General features: G+C 71.2%; 15 protein-coding genes. 4 read left to right on the forward strand and 11 right to left on the reverse strand.

The genetic code is table 11. The features are described 5' to 3' along the window. The 3 genes from Q0283_RS16985 to Q0283_RS16995 form a co-directional block, all read left to right on the forward strand. On the forward strand, positions 1 to 513 hold a 513-nt coding region (locus Q0283_RS16985; protein ID WP_298045790.1), incomplete at its 5' end, for a hypothetical protein. Between the two features lie 78 nt (positions 514 to 591). Further along, a complete protein-coding gene (locus Q0283_RS16990) occupies positions 592 to 2,076 on the forward strand; it encodes a helix-turn-helix domain-containing protein (RefSeq protein ID WP_298045792.1) in 1,485 nt (494 codons plus the stop codon). A 179-nt stretch (positions 2,077 to 2,255) separates the two neighbouring features. Then, positions 2,256 to 2,798, forward strand: a complete 543-nt coding sequence (locus tag Q0283_RS16995) for a CarD family transcriptional regulator (protein ID WP_221243858.1) — start codon at positions 2,256 to 2,258, stop codon at positions 2,796 to 2,798. Between the two features lie 95 nt (positions 2,799 to 2,893). Here the strand turns inward: Q0283_RS16995 and Q0283_RS17000 are convergent, their stop codons facing one another. After that, the gene (locus tag Q0283_RS17000) at positions 2,894 to 4,165 is read right to left on the reverse strand and encodes an MFS transporter (protein ID WP_183529841.1); all 1,272 of its coding nucleotides are present in this window, start codon (positions 4,163 to 4,165) and stop codon (positions 2,894 to 2,896) included. A 109-nt stretch (positions 4,166 to 4,274) separates the two neighbouring features. On the opposite strand from Q0283_RS17000, the gene Q0283_RS17005 reads away from it, so the two are divergent. Continuing rightward, positions 4,275 to 4,958 (forward strand): metalloregulator ArsR/SmtB family transcription factor, encoded by a 684-nt coding sequence (locus Q0283_RS17005; RefSeq protein ID WP_183529839.1) that lies wholly within the window; start codon positions 4,275 to 4,277, stop codon positions 4,956 to 4,958. Positions 4,959 to 5,010: 52 nt separating this feature from the next. On the opposite strand, the gene Q0283_RS17010 is transcribed toward Q0283_RS17005, so the two are convergent. From Q0283_RS17010 to Q0283_RS17055, 10 genes are all read right to left on the reverse strand, one after another. Then, complete coding sequence (locus tag Q0283_RS17010; protein WP_183529837.1) at positions 5,011 to 6,570, reverse strand: aldehyde dehydrogenase; 1,560 nt, start codon at positions 6,568 to 6,570, stop codon at positions 5,011 to 5,013. Further along, positions 6,567 to 7,340, reverse strand: coding sequence for an HD domain-containing protein (locus Q0283_RS17015; protein ID WP_183529835.1), 774 nt, complete (start codon positions 7,338 to 7,340; stop codon positions 6,567 to 6,569). The genes Q0283_RS17010 and Q0283_RS17015 overlap by 4 nt, the downstream gene beginning before the upstream one ends. Beyond that, complete coding sequence (locus tag Q0283_RS17020) at positions 7,337 to 8,659, reverse strand: NAD(P)/FAD-dependent oxidoreductase (protein WP_183529833.1); 1,323 nt, start codon at positions 8,657 to 8,659, stop codon at positions 7,337 to 7,339. The genes Q0283_RS17015 and Q0283_RS17020 overlap by 4 nt, the downstream gene beginning before the upstream one ends. A gap of 44 nt (positions 8,660 to 8,703) precedes the next feature. Continuing rightward, positions 8,704 to 9,024, reverse strand: a complete 321-nt coding sequence (locus tag Q0283_RS17025; RefSeq protein WP_183529831.1) for a 2Fe-2S iron-sulfur cluster-binding protein — start codon at positions 9,022 to 9,024, stop codon at positions 8,704 to 8,706. Between the two features lie 8 nt (positions 9,025 to 9,032). After that, on the reverse strand, positions 9,033 to 9,833 hold the full coding sequence (locus Q0283_RS17030) for an SDR family NAD(P)-dependent oxidoreductase (protein ID WP_221243851.1): 801 nt from the start codon (positions 9,831 to 9,833) through the stop codon (positions 9,033 to 9,035). After that, on the reverse strand, positions 9,826 to 11,751 hold the full coding sequence (locus tag Q0283_RS17035) for a PEP-utilizing enzyme (RefSeq protein WP_183529829.1): 1,926 nt from the start codon (positions 11,749 to 11,751) through the stop codon (positions 9,826 to 9,828). The genes Q0283_RS17030 and Q0283_RS17035 overlap by 8 nt, the downstream gene beginning before the upstream one ends. Before the next feature lie 57 nt (positions 11,752 to 11,808). Then, positions 11,809 to 12,912: a PEP/pyruvate-binding domain-containing protein gene (locus Q0283_RS17040; protein ID WP_183529827.1), complete on the reverse strand. Its 1,104-nt coding sequence runs from the start codon at positions 12,910 to 12,912 to the stop codon at positions 11,809 to 11,811. A gap of 17 nt (positions 12,913 to 12,929) precedes the next feature. Then, entirely contained in the window at positions 12,930 to 14,264 is a 1,335-nt protein-coding gene (locus tag Q0283_RS17045; protein WP_183529825.1) for a cytochrome P450, read from the reverse strand. A gap of 355 nt (positions 14,265 to 14,619) precedes the next feature. Further along, positions 14,620 to 15,417: an IclR family transcriptional regulator gene (locus Q0283_RS17050; RefSeq protein ID WP_183529823.1), complete on the reverse strand. Its 798-nt coding sequence runs from the start codon at positions 15,415 to 15,417 to the stop codon at positions 14,620 to 14,622. A gap of 136 nt (positions 15,418 to 15,553) precedes the next feature. Beyond that, positions 15,554 to 16,137 (reverse strand): PIG-L deacetylase family protein (locus Q0283_RS17055; protein WP_298045797.1); only part of this gene is annotated, 584 nt, incomplete at its 5' end.

Consider the following 16,137-nt stretch of genomic DNA (forward strand, 5'->3'; position numbering starts at 1 on the left):
GCCCTGAGCGCCGAACTGCGCGCGTCGCCCAACCTGGTCGTCGAGGTCGATGCGATGCCCGGGGGCTACGTGTGTTCGGCCGCGCTCAAGCAGCGGCTGACCTCACCGGACGTGGCCGCGGTGGTCTCCGGCAGGAAACCGTTGCGCAAGATCCTGGACAAGGACCAGCGTGCCTTCTTCCTCGAGCACGCCCCGGAGGGGGTGACGCTGGAGGACCTGTCCGTCCTGGGGCCGATCCTGGTGCTCAAGCTGAGCCTCCGCCCGGAGGGCACTCCCCAGAAGTTCGTCGCCGAGATGTGGACCTACCCGGACGGGACCCGCGTTGTGGAACTGTCGACGAAGTGCCCGCCCGCGGACGCCCTCGACGTCGCGCTGGACACGCGCGCCTTCCTGGAGCGCAAGGGGATCCCGCTCAGCGGGGAGCAGCGGACGAAGACCCGGACGGCCCTGGAGTTCTTCTCCCGGGAGCTCCAGGCCCTCGCCGCAGAAGGGCCGGGGCCCGACAGTCAATAAATGCGTCGTTCGGCCTGCCAAAAGCGAATACCGCATGCTTTCCGCGACAGGATCCGAAAAATTGACTACGATGACGTGATGGCGATCACCACACCGGCCCCTATCGACGACACCCCGCGCGCGGAGCTGCAGGCCGACGAACTCGACCCCGTCGTCCTCGGGCGCCGCCTGCGGCACCTGCGCAAGGAGGCCGGGCTGACCCTCGACCAGGCGGCGGAGGCGGTGGGGGCCACCGGCTCGCATCTGTCCCTGATCGAGAACGGCAAGCGCGAGCCCCGGCTGACCCTGCTCTCCCGGCTGGCCGCCCTCCACGGGAGCTCCGTGGAGGACCTGTTGGCCACGGAGGCGCCGAGCCGGCGGGCGGCCCTGGAGATCGCGGTCGAGAAGGCCCAGCGCACCGAGCACTACGCGAGCCTGGGGCTGCCGCAGATCAAGATCTCCCCGCGCACCCCCACCGAGGTCCTCGAGGTCATCGCCGGCCTGGAGGCCGAGCTGAACCGGCGGATGGAGGAGCAGGCCGCCACCCCGGAGGAGGCGCGCCGGGCCAACTCCGAGCTGCGCCAGGAGATGAAGGAGCGCAACAACCACTACCCCGAACTGGAGCGCCAGGCGCAGCAGCTGCTGGACGCCGTCGGGCACTCCGGGGGACCGCTGAGCCACCATGCCGCGGCCGACCTGGCCGAGCACCTGGGCTTCTCCGTTCGCTCCGTGTCCAACCTGCCGCACTCCACCCGCTCGGTGACGGACCTGAAGAACCGGCGGTTCTACCTCTCCCGCGCGCGGAACCCGGACCACGACCAGCGCTCGGTGCTGCTGCAGGCCATCGGCGCCTACGTGCTCGGCCACGGCGAGCCCGTGGACTACTCGGACTACCTGCGCCAGCGGGTCTACACCAACTACTTCGCCGCGGCACTGATGATGCCGCAGAAGGAGACGGTGAAGTTCCTCAAGAACGCCAAGGCGGAGAAGGACCTGGCCATCGAGGACGTCCGGGACGCCTTCGGCGTCTCCTACGAGTCCGCCGCCCACCGGTTCACCAACCTGGCCACCGAACACCTGGGCATCACCTGCCACTTCCAGAAGGTGCACGAGTCCGGGATCATCCACAAGGCCTACGAGAACGACGGCGTCTCCTTCCCCGCCGATCACACCGGCGCGATCGAGGGCCAGCAGGTCTGCCGGAACTGGACCTCGCGGGAGGTCTTCGGCGTGGCCGACCGGTTCCGTGCCTTCAACCAGTACACGGACACACCGGCCGGCACCTACTGGTGCACTGCCGTGGTGGAGGGCCACTCCTCCGGGTTCTACTCGTTGTCCATCGGGGTGCCCTTCGACGTGGCCCGCTGGTTCCGCGGCAAGGAGACCACCGCCCGCTCCGTCTCCCGCTGCCCGGACCCCTCCTGCTGCCGGCTGCCCTCGCCGGACCTGGAGGCCGAGTGGGGCGGGCACGCCTGGCCGGCCGCCCGCGCCAACGCCCACCTGCTCGCGGCGATGCCCTCCGGGGCGTTCCCCGGAGTGGACGAGGTGGAGGTCTTCGAGTTCCTGCGTGCCCAGGAGGGGTAGCCGACGGCCGGCCCGTGACCTGCCGTGACGCGAAGGGGAGAAGCCTAGGGCATCTGGGCGCACATGTCTCGCAGATGTGCGAAAATGGAGGACAGCCAATCTCACGGAACGCGTCCGGCCCGAGGGTGGGACCGGACTCCGGAGGAGTGGCCTTCGCCCTGAAGGAAAGAGACGTGTACATGCAGTTGATCCCCGGCAAGCTCGTTGTTCATCCCCACCACGGTCCGGCGACCATCACCAACACCTTCCAGCGCACCGTGAAGGGCGCGGAGGTGACCTACATCGAGCTGACGATCCGGAGCAACAACCTCGTGGTCTCCATCCCGGAGGCGAGGGTGGAGGAGATCGGCGTGCGCGAGGTCTACGACCGCGCCCACCTGCGCAGGCTGCTCGAGGTCGTCCAGGAGCCCACCGGCGTCGAGGAGAAGCAGTGGTCCCGCCGCATGAAGGCCAACCAGGAGAAGGTGGCCTCCGGCCTGCTCGAGCAGATCGCCGAGGTGGTGCGCGACCTGGGCCGCCGCCGCGACACCAAGGGCCTGTCCATGGCGGAGAAGGACATGTTCCGCAACGCCCAGGCCCCCCTCGTGGCCGAGGTCGCCCTGGCCCTGGAGATCACCGAGGACGAGGCCACCGAGGTCCTGGAGGCCGTGGCCAACGGCGCCTCCCTGGACGAGCTGGGCTTCGCCGAGAACACCGCGGACGCGGAGCCTGCCCTGGCCTGACGATCCGTTCGCCGGGGGAGGCGTTCTCGCCGCGGTGATACCGACCTTGACGGGGTCCGGCCTGACGGGCCGGGCCCCGTCGGTCGTCGGCAGGCTCAGCGCCGAGGGTGCGTCTCGTACATGCGCAGGGCCACGCCCAGCGCCGAGGTGGCGCTGATCGCCATGGCCACCCACACGGCCGCCCGCAGGTCCAGCAGGTCGGCCACGAGCCCGCCTCCCACGGCGCCCACCGCGTAGCCAAGGTCCCGCCAGACCCGGTACACCCCCACTGCGCGCCCCCGCCAGACCGGGTGGGCCACGTCCCCGACGGCGGCCAGCAGGGTCGGGTAGACCATCGCCGTCCCCAGTCCCAGCAGCACGGAGCCCGCGGCCCAGCCGGTGAACCCGGAGCCCAGGGCGACGACCCCCAGGGCTATGGACTGCACGGCCATCCCGGCGGTGATGAGGTGCTTGCGCCCGATCCGGTCGGACAGGGCGCCCGTGACGAGCTGGCCCGCCCCCCACACCCCGGGATACAGGGCCATCAGCACCCCGACCTGCGCCAGCGGCAGGCCCGAGCCGGCGAACAGCAGGGGGAACACGCCCCAGGACAGGCCGAAATTGAGATTGTTGACGAGCCCGGCCTGGCTGGCCGAGGACAGGGCCGGGTCCAGCAGGCTCGTCTGCATCGCGATCTGCCGGTCGGTCAGCGAACCGTGCAGGTGATCGTGGTGACCGTGGGAATGCGGGGCGTGCCCCGCCGCCTCGAGGTAGGCGTGGCCACGGGTCTCCCGGACGAAGAATCCCGTCAGGACCAGGGCGAGGGCCGCGTAGGCCAGGCCCAGCAGGAACGGGGCCGGGCGCAGTCCGACGGTCCCGGCGAGCCACCCGGCGAGCAGCGAGGTCACGGCCACGGCACCGTAACCGGCCGCCTCGTTCAGTCCCATCGCCAGGCCCCGCCGTTCAGGTCCCACGAGATCGATCTTCATCACCACGGTGGTCGACCAGGTCAGTCCCTGGCTGATGCCGAGCAGCACGTTGGCCGCGACGATCCACCACCAGTCCGGTGCCCAGATCAGCAGCAGTGGGACGGGCACCGCCAGGAGCCAGCCGCCCAGCAGGACGGGCTTGCGCCCGTAGCGGTCCGAGAGCGTGCCGGCGAACCAGTTGGCGGCGGCCTTGCTCAGGCCGAAGGCGGCCACGTAGGCGAAGATGAACGTGTAGCCGGACAGGCCGAACTCGGCCTCAGCGAGCAGGGGCAGTACCGTCTGCTGCTGGCCCACCATGCCGCCCACGAGGGCGTTGACCGCCACGAGCAGGGCGAACTGGGCGGCATTCTCTCGCAGGCCGAGCCGCACGGTGGCGGGGGGAGAGGGAGCGCGGGACATGGGGATCCTCGGAAGGGTCGGGGAGGCCGCGGCCGACCGGCCGGGGCACTATTCGGGCAAAACGTGGAATAGATGGACTACAGTATTCCATAGATCATTGGAGGACTAGATGGGTGACCGCGTGAAGAAGTCCGCGCTGTTCGACGAGCTGGCGCGCGTGGGCAAGGCACTGGCTAACGGCCGGCGGCTGGAACTGCTGGATCTGCTGGCCCAGGGCGAGCGCAGCGTGGAACACCTGGCGACCGCGGCCGGGCTGGGGCTGAGCACCGCCTCCGCCCACCTGCAGGTCCTGAGGCAGGCCGGACTGGTCACCACGCGGCGGGAGGGCACCCGCATCCACTACGGACTCGCAGGCCAGGACGTGGCCGCCCTGTACGAGCGGTTGCGCGCCGTGGCGGGGGAGCGGACCGCCGGTGTGGAACGTGCCCGCGTCGAGTACCTGGGCCCGGACAGCGAGGGACCCGAGGGCGCCCGGGCGGTGGGCCGCGAGGAGCTGCTCAGCCGATGGGCGACCGGGGAGGTGACGGTGGTGGACGTGCGCCCGGCCGAGGAGTATTCGGCCGCGCACATCCCCGGAGCGGTCTCGATGCCCCTGGACGAACTCCGCGACCGGCTCGGGGAACTGCCGGCCGACGTCGAGGTGGTGGCCTACTGCCGGGGTGCCTATTGCGTGTTCGCCTACGAGGCCGTGGCCCTCCTGCGGGCCTCCGGCAGGACCGCGTCCCGCCTGCAGGACGGCATGCTCGAATGGCGCCTGGCCGGACTGCCGGTCGAGCAGGGCCGCGCCGCGTAGGAAGGCCCCGGCCCCTCGCACGGGGAACCGGGGCCTCCTGCCGGCGGGCCGCTCAGCGGGCCCGGCGGTGGATGGACTTGTAGCTCAGGTAGGCGCTGAGCCCCTCGAGCCCGTACTCCACGCCCATGCCGGAGTCATGCCGGCCCCCGAACGGCGCGGAGTGGTTGGACCCGAAGAAGTTGATCCCCACGGACCCGGAGTCCACCCGGCGGGCCACCTCCAGGGCCCGCTCCTCGTCGGCGCCGAACACGATCCCGCCGAGGCCGAACTCGGTGTTGTTGGCCAGCTCGACGGCCTCGTCGGCGGACCAGTCACCGGAACCGCCGGCGTCGTCGTACCTCAGCACCGAGATCACGGGACCGAAGATCTCCTCCCGCGAGATCCGCATGTCCGCGGTGACGTCCGCGAACACCGTGGGCTGGACGAACACGCCCTCCTCCAGCCCGGCCCCGAGCGATCCGCCCGGCACCGCGGCACCGCCGGTCACCGCGCGGGCACCCTCGGCGTGGGCGGAGTCCACGTACTCCATGACCGTCTCGTACTGCGAGCGGGTGGCCACCGGCCCGAACACCGTGGCCTCGTCCAGGGGATCCCCCTGACGGCCCGCCGCGATCGTCTCGCCGACCATCCGCACGACCTCCTCGTACCGGGAGGCCGGGGCGATGATGCGGGTGGAGATGTAGCAGGTCTGGCCGGTGTTGCGCATGCAGGAGCGCACCAGCACGGCGGACATGGCGTCCAGGTCGGCGTCCGGCAGCACGATCGCCGAGGACTTCCCGCCCAGTTCCAGGGTCACCGGGCGGAGCAGCTCGCCGCACGCCGCGGCGATCTTCCGGCCCACCGGGGTGGACCCGGTGAACGCGACCTTGTCCACGCCCGGGTGGCGCACCAGGGCGTCCCCGAACCGTCCCGGACCGGTCAGCAGGTTCACGACGCCGGCCGGCACCCCTGCGGCCTGCACCGCGTCGATGACGAAGCGCAGGGAAAGCGGCGTGGGGGAGGCCGGCTTGATGACCACGGTGCAGCCGGCCAGCAGGGCCGGAGCCAGCTTGATGACCACCAGGTTGATGGGGAAGTTCCACGGGGCGATCAGCGCGCACACCCCCACCGGGTCCTTGTCCACCACGGACTCCGCGCCGCCGGCGGGGAAGGGCCGGACGTCGTCGTGGTCCAGCCAGTCCGCGAGGGTGGCGAAATAGCGGAAGATGCCCGCCGCGTTGGCCGCGGCGCCGCGGGTCTCGGAGATCGGCGAGCCGTTCTCCCGGGTGTTGGTCAGGGCCAGCGGCTCGGCGCGGGCCTCGATCTCCTCCGCGATCCGCACCAGGTACCGCGCGCGCTCGGCGGCGCTCAGCGCCCCCCAGCCGGACAGCGCCGCCCGGGCGGACCCGACGGCGGCGTCCAGCTCCGCGCCGGTGGCCGCCGGGACCGAGCCCCAGACCTCACCGGTCGCCGGGTCGGTGACCGGGGTGCGCTCCGGGGCGGCGGCGGGGACGTAGGCGCCGTTGATGAAGAAGTCGTCCACGTGCGTGTACGGCAACTCCAGGGCGGCGCGGCGGGCCTTGGCGTCGGTCGCGGCGCGGGGACGGGCGGGGACGTCGGCAGTCGTGCTCATCGCAGCACCTCCGTGCGCAGCAGGCCGCGGGTGCGGGCCAGGTCGGTGCTGGCCATCTGCACGGCCGCCCCGGTGATCAGTTCGGGCAGGATCTCCCGGTCGAGCCGGTCGGTGTAGGTGGCCGGGTTCATCCCGAACCACGAGGAGGACACGCACACCCCGGTGATGTCGAAGCGCCACAACCGGTCGGCGTCGCGCACCAGCGCGTCCTCGAGGGAGAAGGCGACCTGGCGGGTGTCATGGCCGTCGATGATCTCGCAGACCCGATCCACGAACTCCGCGCCGTAGCCGAGCCCGGGCAGGACGCGGCGGGCCACGTCACAGCCCCTGGCCTCGTGCTCGTAGCGGATGGCGGCCTTGCGCCAGTCCCCCTGGAAGCCCTCGGAGATGATCCGGGACTCGTCCACGTGGGCCCAGCCGGTGTCGTGCAGGATGATCGTGGCCAGCACGAGCTCGCGGTCGGCCTGCGGGTAGGCGTCGCACAGCCGCTGGGCGTAGGCGGTGGAGGTCGGCAGGTGGATGTCGTTGGACCGGGTCCGGGACTCCGGTTCGATCGCCGCCCACAGCGCCTCCAGGCCCATGGCCGGGGAGGTGGAGATGGGGGCCGTGTCCACCGGGCCGATGGCGGGGATGGGGCGCTCGGGGTAGGCCTCGGTGAAGGCCACGGCGCGCGGGTCCCGGGCGTGCTGGCCGGGATCGGCCGCCTCCCAGGCGGGGTGGTCCTGCCGGGACTGGCCGGCCCGCGCCGCCTGCTGGTCGGTGGGGTTCATGCGGAGACCTCCTGGACGTGCCGGTCCACCACGAGGGACTTGAGCGGGACGGCGGGGTCCGCGGCGGCCCCGGCGGGGATGTTCTGTCCCTTGCCGAGGGCGTTGCGCACGGCCATGAAGTCCAGCGGGGCGTTGACGCAGTCCGCGGCGATGACCTGGCCGTCGCGGTAGTACAGCACCGAGAACTTGCCCTTGGCGTCGTCCCGCCGCACCACGGTGGAGTCGTAGCCGAGGGTGAGCCCGGCGATCTGCAGCTTCAGGTCGGCCTGGTTGGACCAGAACCACGGGATGCCCGCGTACTCCTCCCGGCGCCCGGTGAGGGAGTAGGCGGCGATCTTGGCGTGCTCGATCGCGTTGTTCACGCTCTCCAGCCGGATCCGCTCGCCTTCGGGGGCGCCGGGCAGCGGATTCGGCATGTTGGCCACGTCCCCGACGGCCACAGTGGTCCCGTCCGAGGCGACCGCGTGGCGGTCCACCACGATCCCGTTGTCCACCGCCAGGCCCATCTGCTCGGCCAGTTCGGTGTTCGGGACGACGCCGATGCCCACGAGCACCAGCTGGGCGTCCACCACGGTGCCGTCCTCCAGCTCCACGCCGGCGACCCTCCCGGCGCGCTCGCCGGTGCCCTCCACGAAACGCGTCATGCGGGCGCCTAGCCGGATGTCGATGCCGCGGCCCCGGTGGGCCTGCAGGAAGTACTCGGAGGTGTCCTCGCCCACGGCCCGGCCGACCAGGCGGGGGCCGTACTCCATCACGGTGACGTTCTTGCCCATGCCGTGCAGGGAACAGGCCGCCTCCAGCCCGATGAACCCGCCACCGACCACCACGGCGTCCTGGACGTCGCCCAGCCGGGCCTTGAGCTCCAGGGCGTCGTCGGCGCTGCGCAGGTAGACCACGCCGTCCAGCTCCGCGCCCTCGATCTCCAGTCGCCGCGCCCGGGCGCCGACGGCCAGGGCGAGGCGGCGGAACGGATAGCGGGTGCCGTCGGCGGCGACGGCCACGCCGGAACCGTCCTGGGTACCGTCTGCAGCGGTGTTCTTCTCGATCCGCTCGATCCGGGCGCCCTTGACGAGCTCGATGCCGTGCTCGTCCCAGTACTCCTGGGACCGGAAGATCAGGTTCTCCTTGTCGACCTTGTCCTGCAGGAACTCCTTGGACAGGGCGGGGCGCTGGTAGGGGCGGTGGTCCTCCTCGCCCAGCAGGGTGATGTGCTCGTCGAAGCCAGTGCCGCGCAGGGAGATGGCCAGCTGGACGCCGGCCTGGCTGGCGCCGATGATCAGCAGGCCCGTCTCGGCCCGCTCGGTGGTGGGGGTGTTCATGGGAACTCCTGGATCGGGTCCCGGCGCGGTGCCGGGGCGCTCGGTCAGACCTGGGTCTCGGGGGTGGTCACGTGCAGGTCCATGCCCTCGGTGACCTTGATTTGGCAGGACAGCCGCGAGTTGTCCCGGCGGTCCTCGGTGGTGCCGTAGAGCATCTCGTCCTCCATCTCGCTCATCCCGGGCAACTGCTCCAGCTCGTCCTCCCGGACGAAGACGTGGCACGTCGCGCAGGACAGGGAGCCGCCGCACTCGGCGACGATGCCCGGCACGCCGTTGCGCACGGCGGTCTCCATGACGGAGTCGCCCACGTTGGCGTTGATGTCGATGGTCGAGCCTGCGGCGTCGGTGTAGTGGATGGTCGGCATGATTCCTCCTAGATGAACTGGCGGCCGCCGTCGACGACCATGGTCTGGCCGGTGATGTACCCGGCCTCGGGCGAGGCCAGGAACAGGGCGGCGCCCACGATGTCCTCGGGCCGGGAGGCCCGCTTGATGGACCCGCGGTCCACCCCGTAGGTCTCGGCGTCCTCCATCAGCCCGTAGCTGGCCTCGGTCAGGGTGAAGCCGGGGGCGATGGCGTTGACGGTGATCTCCCGGGCGCCGAGCTCCTTGGCGAGGACCCGGGTCAGGGCCACCACGCCGCCCTTGGAGGCCACGTAGTGGGCCCAGTGGGCGGAGCCGGAGTAGACGGTGGCGCTGGAGAGGTTCACCACGCGGGCACCGGTGGACAGGTACGGGCTCACGGCCCGGGTCATCATCCACGGCCCCTTGAGGTTCACCCCCATCACCAGGTCCCACTCCGCGGGGTCGATCTCCTCGAAGGGCGAGCGGGTGACGGTCGCGTAGATGGCCGCGTTGTTGACCACGACGTCGATGCTCCCGTCCCCGAACTGCGCCACCTGCCGCGCCAGGGAGGTCACGGAGTCCAGGTCCGTGACGTCCACCTGGAAGGCGGCCGCCGTGGCCCCCGACTCCTCCAGGGACCGCACGGTGGCGGTGGCGCCGTCGAGGTTGATGTCGGCGACGGCGACCCGGTCACCCCGGGCGGCGAAGCCCTCGGCGAACGCCCGGCCCAGGCCCCCGGCGGCACCGGTGACGAGCACCGTGCGCGGCCGGCCGGCCGGCGTCGGGGACTGCGGGGCCTTCGGCTGGGACTCGGGACGGACCTCAGACATGGGCCGGCTCTCCCTCGGCCGCCGTCTCGGGGGTGCCGTGCGGGTGCTGGTGGCTGTGGGCGCCGGGGCCGGCGACCTGCGGGGCGGCGTTGGGGCCGTCCAGGATGGTCACGGTGCCCTTGGTGCCGTCCACACGCAACCGCTGGCCGGTGACGATGGAGGTCGAGGCGCTGCCGGTGCCGGTGACGGCGGGCAGGGCGTACTCGCGGCAGACGATCGCGGCGTGGCTCATCATCCCGCCGATGTCCGTGACGGTGGCCTTGATCTTGCCGAAGACCGGTCCCCAGGACGGGGCCGTGACCGGGGCGACCAGGATCTCGTCCTGCTGGATCTGGGCCAGGTCGTCGGAGTCCATGATCACGCGGGCCACGCCCTCCACCACGCCGGGGGAGGCGGCCATGCCCTTGAGCACGCCCTCGGTGCCCTCCTCCCCGGCGCCGAGCCAGGACTCGACCTGCTCGGTGGTGATGCCCCACAGCATGCGGGTGAACGGCTCGGTGATCGAGGCCGGCGGGGTGTTCAGGGCGGCGGCCGGGCGGGCGGTCTTCAGGGCCGCGACCAGGGCCGTGCGCTCGGCGATGATCTCGGGCCAGTAGTCCGGGCCGACCGGGCCGGAGGGGGCGCCGACGCCCCAGCCGGTGGCCAGGTCGAAGAGCACGTCCCGGACCTCGTTGCGGCGCAGGTACAGCAGGTCGTCCTCGTGCTCCCAGAAGCCGTAGCCGTGCAGGGTGCGGGAGAGCTCGCGGACCTTGCGCCAGAACACGCCCATGGTCCAGTGCTCGATGTAGAAGTTGTGGTTCTCCACGTAGGGGTAGGCGGTCGCGGCCAGGGAGCGCTTGGCGTCGAAGGCGGCCAGCTGGTCGCCGTCGAGCAGCTCACGGTACTCCTCGACGATCCGGTCCTTCTCCGCGACGAGTTCGGCGGTGGGGCGCATGATCGTCTGGCCCTCGTCCAGGCGGCGGATGTAGTCCGCGATGTAGCCCAGCGGGATGTCCAGGTGCTCGTTCCAGTACTTGTCGTGCCCGTAGAAGCCGTTGCCCACGGTGAAGTTGAACCACGGGTCCTGGGCCTCGGCCCAGCGGTCCAGCCACCGCTGCCCGCCGTCCGCGGCGCCGATGGCACCGAGGGTGGCCTCGACGTCGTCGGGGCGGGCGAAGTGGGACTGCAGGCCGAGCTCGACGGCCAGGGTGGCCAGCGCCTTGAGCTCGTCGTCCGGACGGAACAGCTCCATGTCCACGCCCTGGACCATGGTCGCGATGGACTGGTCCGGGATGTCCGGAAAGACCTCCTTGCAGTAGTTGAAGAAGTCCAGGTAGGCGATGTAGCCCAGGTTCAGGAACTCGAAGTGGTACTGCCAGTTCTGGTACGCCAGCTGGATCAGCCGGTCGTAATTCTCCAGCAGCACCTCGGTGCCGTCCTTGGCCGTGCCGGAGGTGATGTCCTCCATGGAGACCATGTCCGGCAGGGGCTTGAACTCGAGGGTCTCCATCTCGTCGATGGTCCCGCGGACCTTCCTCTTCCACTGCTCCAGCAGGGTGTCCCAGTTCTGGAAGTAGTGGCCCACGCGGGCCTGGAACTCGGGCACGCGCGCGGCGATCTCCTGTTCCGGCACCGGGATGGGGGACATGTACAGGTAACCCAGGTGCACGCGGAATTCGATGCCATTGGCGTTGGGGATCATCAGGTGCCGGGCGTTGTACTGGCCCAGGCACTTGACCGCGAACTCCCCGCCGATCGTCTCGAAGGGCTTGAACACGGTGGGCCAGTGCTGGGAGTCGCAGAACCAGAACTTGGCGTCGTCCTCGTCCTTCCGCTTCTCCTGGAAGGTCAGGTAATAGGGGTAGAGCTTCTCCCAGCCCTCGGCGCCGGCGGGAACCGGCAACTCGGAGGGCTTCGGGAAGGACTTCTTGGCAGTCATGGGTCTCTCCAACGTGGGATACCCGGAAGGATCCGGGGCGGGTCGTCAGGTGGGTGGTTACTTGCCGATGCCGGTGAGCGAGGAGGTGATCGAGCTCAGGTCGAAGCCACCGGGGGCCGCGGGCGTGGCCGGGGTCGGCTGGGCCGCGGCCTGGCCGGCGGTGCCCTTGCCGTTGGAGTGCACGGTCTCCGGGCGGGACTGCAGCAGCAACAGGTTCTCCCCGTCCGGCAGGTCCGCGTCCAGGGCCCACTCGATGTCCTGCGGGCACTTGTAGTGCTTCTCGGCGCGCTTGGCCATCCGGGCGACGGCGGTCAGCTCGGCGTCCGTGAGGCAGCGGATGTCCGCGCGCTCGGCGGGGACCTCGCGCTCCACCAGGGACTGGGAGACCGGGTCCGGGACCAGTTCGGCGTGCTTGTCGCCCACGTGCTCGGCGACGACCTGCAGGGTGATCTTGTCCATGAGGATGTTGTCCGGGGTGACCTGGCCGGAGACCACCATCTCCCCGACGCCCCAGGAGGCGTCGATGGTGAGCTTGGACCGGTCTCCGTTGGCGGGGTTCATGGTGATGGCCACCCCGGCCACCCGAGCGTTGACCATCTTCTGCACCACCACGGCCATGGACAGTCCCTCGTTGGGGATGTCGTTCTTCAGCCGGTAGATGATGGCGCGGGAGGTGTACAGCGAGGCCCAGCACTTGCGGATGTGCTCCGTGACCGCCTCCCGGCCCGTCAGCCACAGGTAGGTGTCCTGCTGGCCGGCGAAGGAGGCGTCCGGCAGGTCCTCGGCCGTGGCGGAGGACCGGACGGCCACCGGGACCTCACCGCCGCAGGCCTCCATCAGCGTGGCGTAGGCCTCGACGACGGCCGCACGGGCGGACTCGGGCACCGGCCGGCTGCACAGGTCCTCGCGGATGGCCGCCGAGACCCGGTCGACCTCGGCGACGTCCTCGGCGTCCAGGCCCTCCAGCAGGGTATGGACGTGCTCGGTGATGCCGGCCTCGTGGACGAAGGCGTCGAACGAGGCCGTGGTGACCACGAACCCGGGAGGGACCGGCATGCCGGCCGCCGTCATGGAGACCAGCGAGGCACCCTTGCCGCCGAGGGTCTCGAGGGCGGGCTCGCGGCCGTCGTCGAACGACTGGATGTAGGGGTTGAGCGTCATGATGGAGTCCTGGTCGGTCAGGCGGCCCAGGTGACCGGGACGGCCACCGGGACGCGGAAGGAGAGGTTCTCGCGGAATTCGATGTCAGGGCTGCCGGCACCGTCGGCGGCACCGGGATCGTCCAGGCGCAGGCCCGGCAGCAGCTTCACGGCCTCCTCGAGGCAGATCTTGGCCTGCAGCTTGGCGAGCATGTTGCCCAGGCAGTAGTGGATGCCGAAACCGAAGGACAGGTGCTCGCGGGCGTTGGACCGCGTGATGTCGAAGTCCTCGCCGTGCTCGAACCGGGACTCATCCCGGTTGGCCGAGCCCATCAGCAGCAGCAGGCCGTCGCCCTTCTTCACCTGCACCCCGCCCACCTCGGCGTCGGCGAGGGCCTTGCGGCGCCAGCCGACGATCGAGCCGGAGTAGCGCAGCACCTCGTCGATGGCCGCGGGGATCTTCTTCGGGTCCTCGACGAGGGCCTCCCACTGCTCACGGTGCGCCAGCAGCACGCGGAAGCAGTTGGAGATCAGGGTCGTGGTGGTCTCGTGGCCGGCGAAGAGCATGGAGTAGAGCAGCGAGGCGATCTCGTGGTCGGAGATCTCGCCGCCCTCCTGCTGGGTCCGCACCAGGTCCGCGGTGAGGTTGTCCCCGCCGTGGGCGTGTGCCTCGGCCACGAGACGCTGGCACTCCTGCCAGTACTCGACCAGGTTGTGGGCGTGCGGCACCTGCTCCTCGTCCGTCAGGTCCCCCCAGGTCATGGCGGCCCGGGAGTCGCTCCACCGCTTGTAGGTGTCGATCTTGGACACGTCCGCGCCGATCAGCGTCAGGATGGTGATGGTGGGGATCTCGTAGGCCAGGTCCTGCACCATCTCACCGGTGCGGTCCTGGCGGGCGGCGACGGCCTCGAGGCGGGAGACCACGTTGGCGCGGATGTCCGGCTCCAGGGCCTTGTAACGGCGCGGGGTGAACGCCTTCTGGGCGATGGCCCGGATGCGGGTGTGCTCCGGGGGGACGCGGGCGGACAGGCCGGAGTAGGCCGTGAAGCCGCCGTCCTTCATGATCTGGGTGGCCAGCGGGCCGCGCTCGCGGACCGGGGCCTGGGCGTTCTCGGAGGAGAAGGTCTCCCAGTCGTCGAAGACCGCCTTGATGTCGTCGTAGCGGGAGACCACCCAGTAGCCGATCCGCTCGTCGAACATCACCGGCTCCTCCGAGCGCAGCGCCGCGTAGGAGGGGAAGGGGTCCTTCATCTGGAACGGCTGGTAACCGTGGTGGTCGGTGGGCGTCGCTGCGTCGGCGTCCTGCGCGCCCGGTCCGCCGTGACCGAACGGGCACTGCCCCGCCGGTGCTGCGGTGGTTGACTCGGTGGTCATCTCATCTCCTGTCCGTGGCCTCCGGTGGTGGCCCGTCGGTCTGGCCGCGTGCTGTCGAGTTGGCGGCTGCCGCGTGACGGGTGATCCGCATCACGCGACGAGCCTGACTCCATGGTTGCGCGTCGCGATGTGACGCGGGTCATGGTCGTTCCACTGGGTGGAAACGACTTCGCGTGCGCCGGATCCGGCCTGTGGGGAGGCCGAGGCGTGACGGAGCGGGGGAAGGCGGCGTGGGGAAAGGGCCGGGCGGGAGCGGGCCCGGTGGGAGCGGGCCCGCGGATCGCGCCGGTGGAGCGGGCCGGTCGTGCGGGCCGGTGGAGCGGGCCGGTCGTGCGGGCCGGCGGGTCCGGGGTCCTCAGTCGCGGTGGGCGAGGTGGTGGGACTCGAGCAGGGTCTCCAGGGGGATGTGGGCCGTGGCCCGCTCGATCCGTGCACTGACCGCGCGCAGGGCCGGCAGGTGTTTCTCCATCGTGGCCGACTGCTCCGAGGGGATGACCAGGCCCAGGGCCGCGCCGATCCGGCCGGTGTGGAAGACCGGCACGGCGATCGAGCAGGCGCCCACGCGGATCTCCTCCAGCGTCTGGGCGAAGCCCTGTTCCCGGACCTGGGCGATCTCTGCGGCCAGGCGCCCGGGGTGGACGATGGTCCGGGGGGTCGTGGCCTCCAGGTCCAGGTTGAGGTAGGCCTCGAGCACCCAGGGCTCCTCATAGGCCAGCAGGACCTTGCCGACCGCGGTGGAGTGCATCGGCAGCCGGCCGCCCACGCGGGAGGCGCGGGGCACGCGCTTGGTGCCGTAGACGCGGTCGATGTAGAGCACCTCGCTGCCGTCCCGGATGGCGAGCTGGGAGGTCTCCCCGGTGAGCGAGTAGAGGTCCTGGATGAAGGGGCGGGCGGTCTCTCGCAGCTGGCGCCCCACGTTCTGGGCCAGTTCCCAGATGCGCAGCCCCAGCTGGTAGCGGCCCTGGGGGGTCCGGGAGAGGAACCCCCAGTCGGTGAGCTCACCCACCAGGCGGTGGGCAGTGCTCACGGGCACGTCCGCGAGCGCCGCGATCTCCGTCAGCGCCAGGGAGCGGCGCTCCTTCTCGAAGGCGGTCAGGACGGACAGGACCTTGTCCGTGACGGTGCGGCCGGGGTCGCGATTGCCTCCGGCCATCAGCGGGAGTCCCCGGCGTGCTGGATGCCGCAAGTCATGCCCATGATCCTACGTCGCCGTCATCCCCGGGGCGCCGAGCACCCCGGGCCCCGGACGGCCCCCGTCCTCGTCCTGCCGGTTGGCCGTCCGGCGGCCGTCAGAGCCCGTAGTACCGGAAGGCCGCGGCATACTCGGTGCCGGCCGCCGCACCGCCCGCGCGCAGGATCTCCGGGATCATCTCCTCGGGCCTCGGGTGGTCCGCCACGTGCCGCAGGTACGCCTCGTGGCTGTTCAGGGAGGCGACGGCGGCCCGCACGGCCTCCTCGTCCACGGTCACCGCGTGCGTCGGCTGGGCGGGGTTGGCCACCAGTAGCCCGCCGGCGTGCCAGGCGGCCAGGCCCTCGTCCTCGGCCAGCTCGCGGAACACCCAGGGGTTCGCCGCGTCCCGGACGCCGTCCACCACGGCCAGCCCGGCGGCCCGGTGGTCGGCCTGGTTGAACCCGCCGTAGGCCTCGACGTCGAAGTTCGCGGTCACCACCGCGTCGGGCCGCACCTGGCGAACCACCCGGGCGACGTCCCGGCGCAGGGCCAGTCCGTACTCCAGCATCCCGTCCGGATGGCCCAGGATCCGCAGGTCCGTCACACCCACCGCCGCGCAGGCTTTGCGCTGTTCGATGGCCCGCAGTGGCGCGACGACCTCCGGCGGCTCGGCCATCCCCGCCTCCCCGGCGGTGAGCAGCA

The sequence above is a fragment of the uncultured Citricoccus sp. genome, from assembly GCF_937871995.1.
Taxonomy (GTDB): Bacteria; Actinomycetota; Actinomycetes; order Actinomycetales; family Micrococcaceae; genus Citricoccus.

Excerpts from the sequence above, each read along its gene's own strand:
- Q0283_RS17025 (WP_183529831.1), bottom strand. The coding sequence starts at position 9,024 with ATGCCGACCATCCACTACACCGACGCCGCAGGCTCGACCATCGACATC.
- Q0283_RS17030 (WP_221243851.1), bottom strand. The coding sequence starts at position 9,833 with ATGTCTGAGGTCCGTCCCGAGTCCCAGCCGAAGGCCCCGCAGTCCCCG.
- Q0283_RS17010 (WP_183529837.1), bottom strand. The coding sequence starts at position 6,570 with ATGAGCACGACTGCCGACGTCCCCGCCCGTCCCCGCGCCGCGACCGAC.
- Q0283_RS16990 (WP_298045792.1), top strand. The coding sequence starts at position 592 with ATGGCGATCACCACACCGGCCCCTATCGACGACACCCCGCGCGCGGAG.
- Q0283_RS17040 (WP_183529827.1), bottom strand. The coding sequence starts at position 12,912 with ATGACGCTCAACCCCTACATCCAGTCGTTCGACGACGGCCGCGAGCCC.
- Q0283_RS17045 (WP_183529825.1), bottom strand. The coding sequence starts at position 14,264 with ATGACCACCGAGTCAACCACCGCAGCACCGGCGGGGCAGTGCCCGTTC.
- Q0283_RS17020 (WP_183529833.1), bottom strand. The coding sequence starts at position 8,659 with ATGAACACCCCCACCACCGAGCGGGCCGAGACGGGCCTGCTGATCATC.
- Q0283_RS17050 (WP_183529823.1), bottom strand. The coding sequence starts at position 15,417 with ATGGCCGGAGGCAATCGCGACCCCGGCCGCACCGTCACGGACAAGGTC.
- Q0283_RS17035 (WP_183529829.1), bottom strand. The coding sequence starts at position 11,751 with ATGACTGCCAAGAAGTCCTTCCCGAAGCCCTCCGAGTTGCCGGTTCCC.
- Q0283_RS17000 (WP_183529841.1), bottom strand. The coding sequence starts at position 4,165 with ATGTCCCGCGCTCCCTCTCCCCCCGCCACCGTGCGGCTCGGCCTGCGA.
- Q0283_RS17015 (WP_183529835.1), bottom strand. The coding sequence starts at position 7,340 with ATGAACCCCACCGACCAGCAGGCGGCGCGGGCCGGCCAGTCCCGGCAG.
- Q0283_RS16995 (WP_221243858.1), top strand. The coding sequence starts at position 2,256 with ATGCAGTTGATCCCCGGCAAGCTCGTTGTTCATCCCCACCACGGTCCG.
- Q0283_RS17005 (WP_183529839.1), top strand. The coding sequence starts at position 4,275 with ATGGGTGACCGCGTGAAGAAGTCCGCGCTGTTCGACGAGCTGGCGCGC.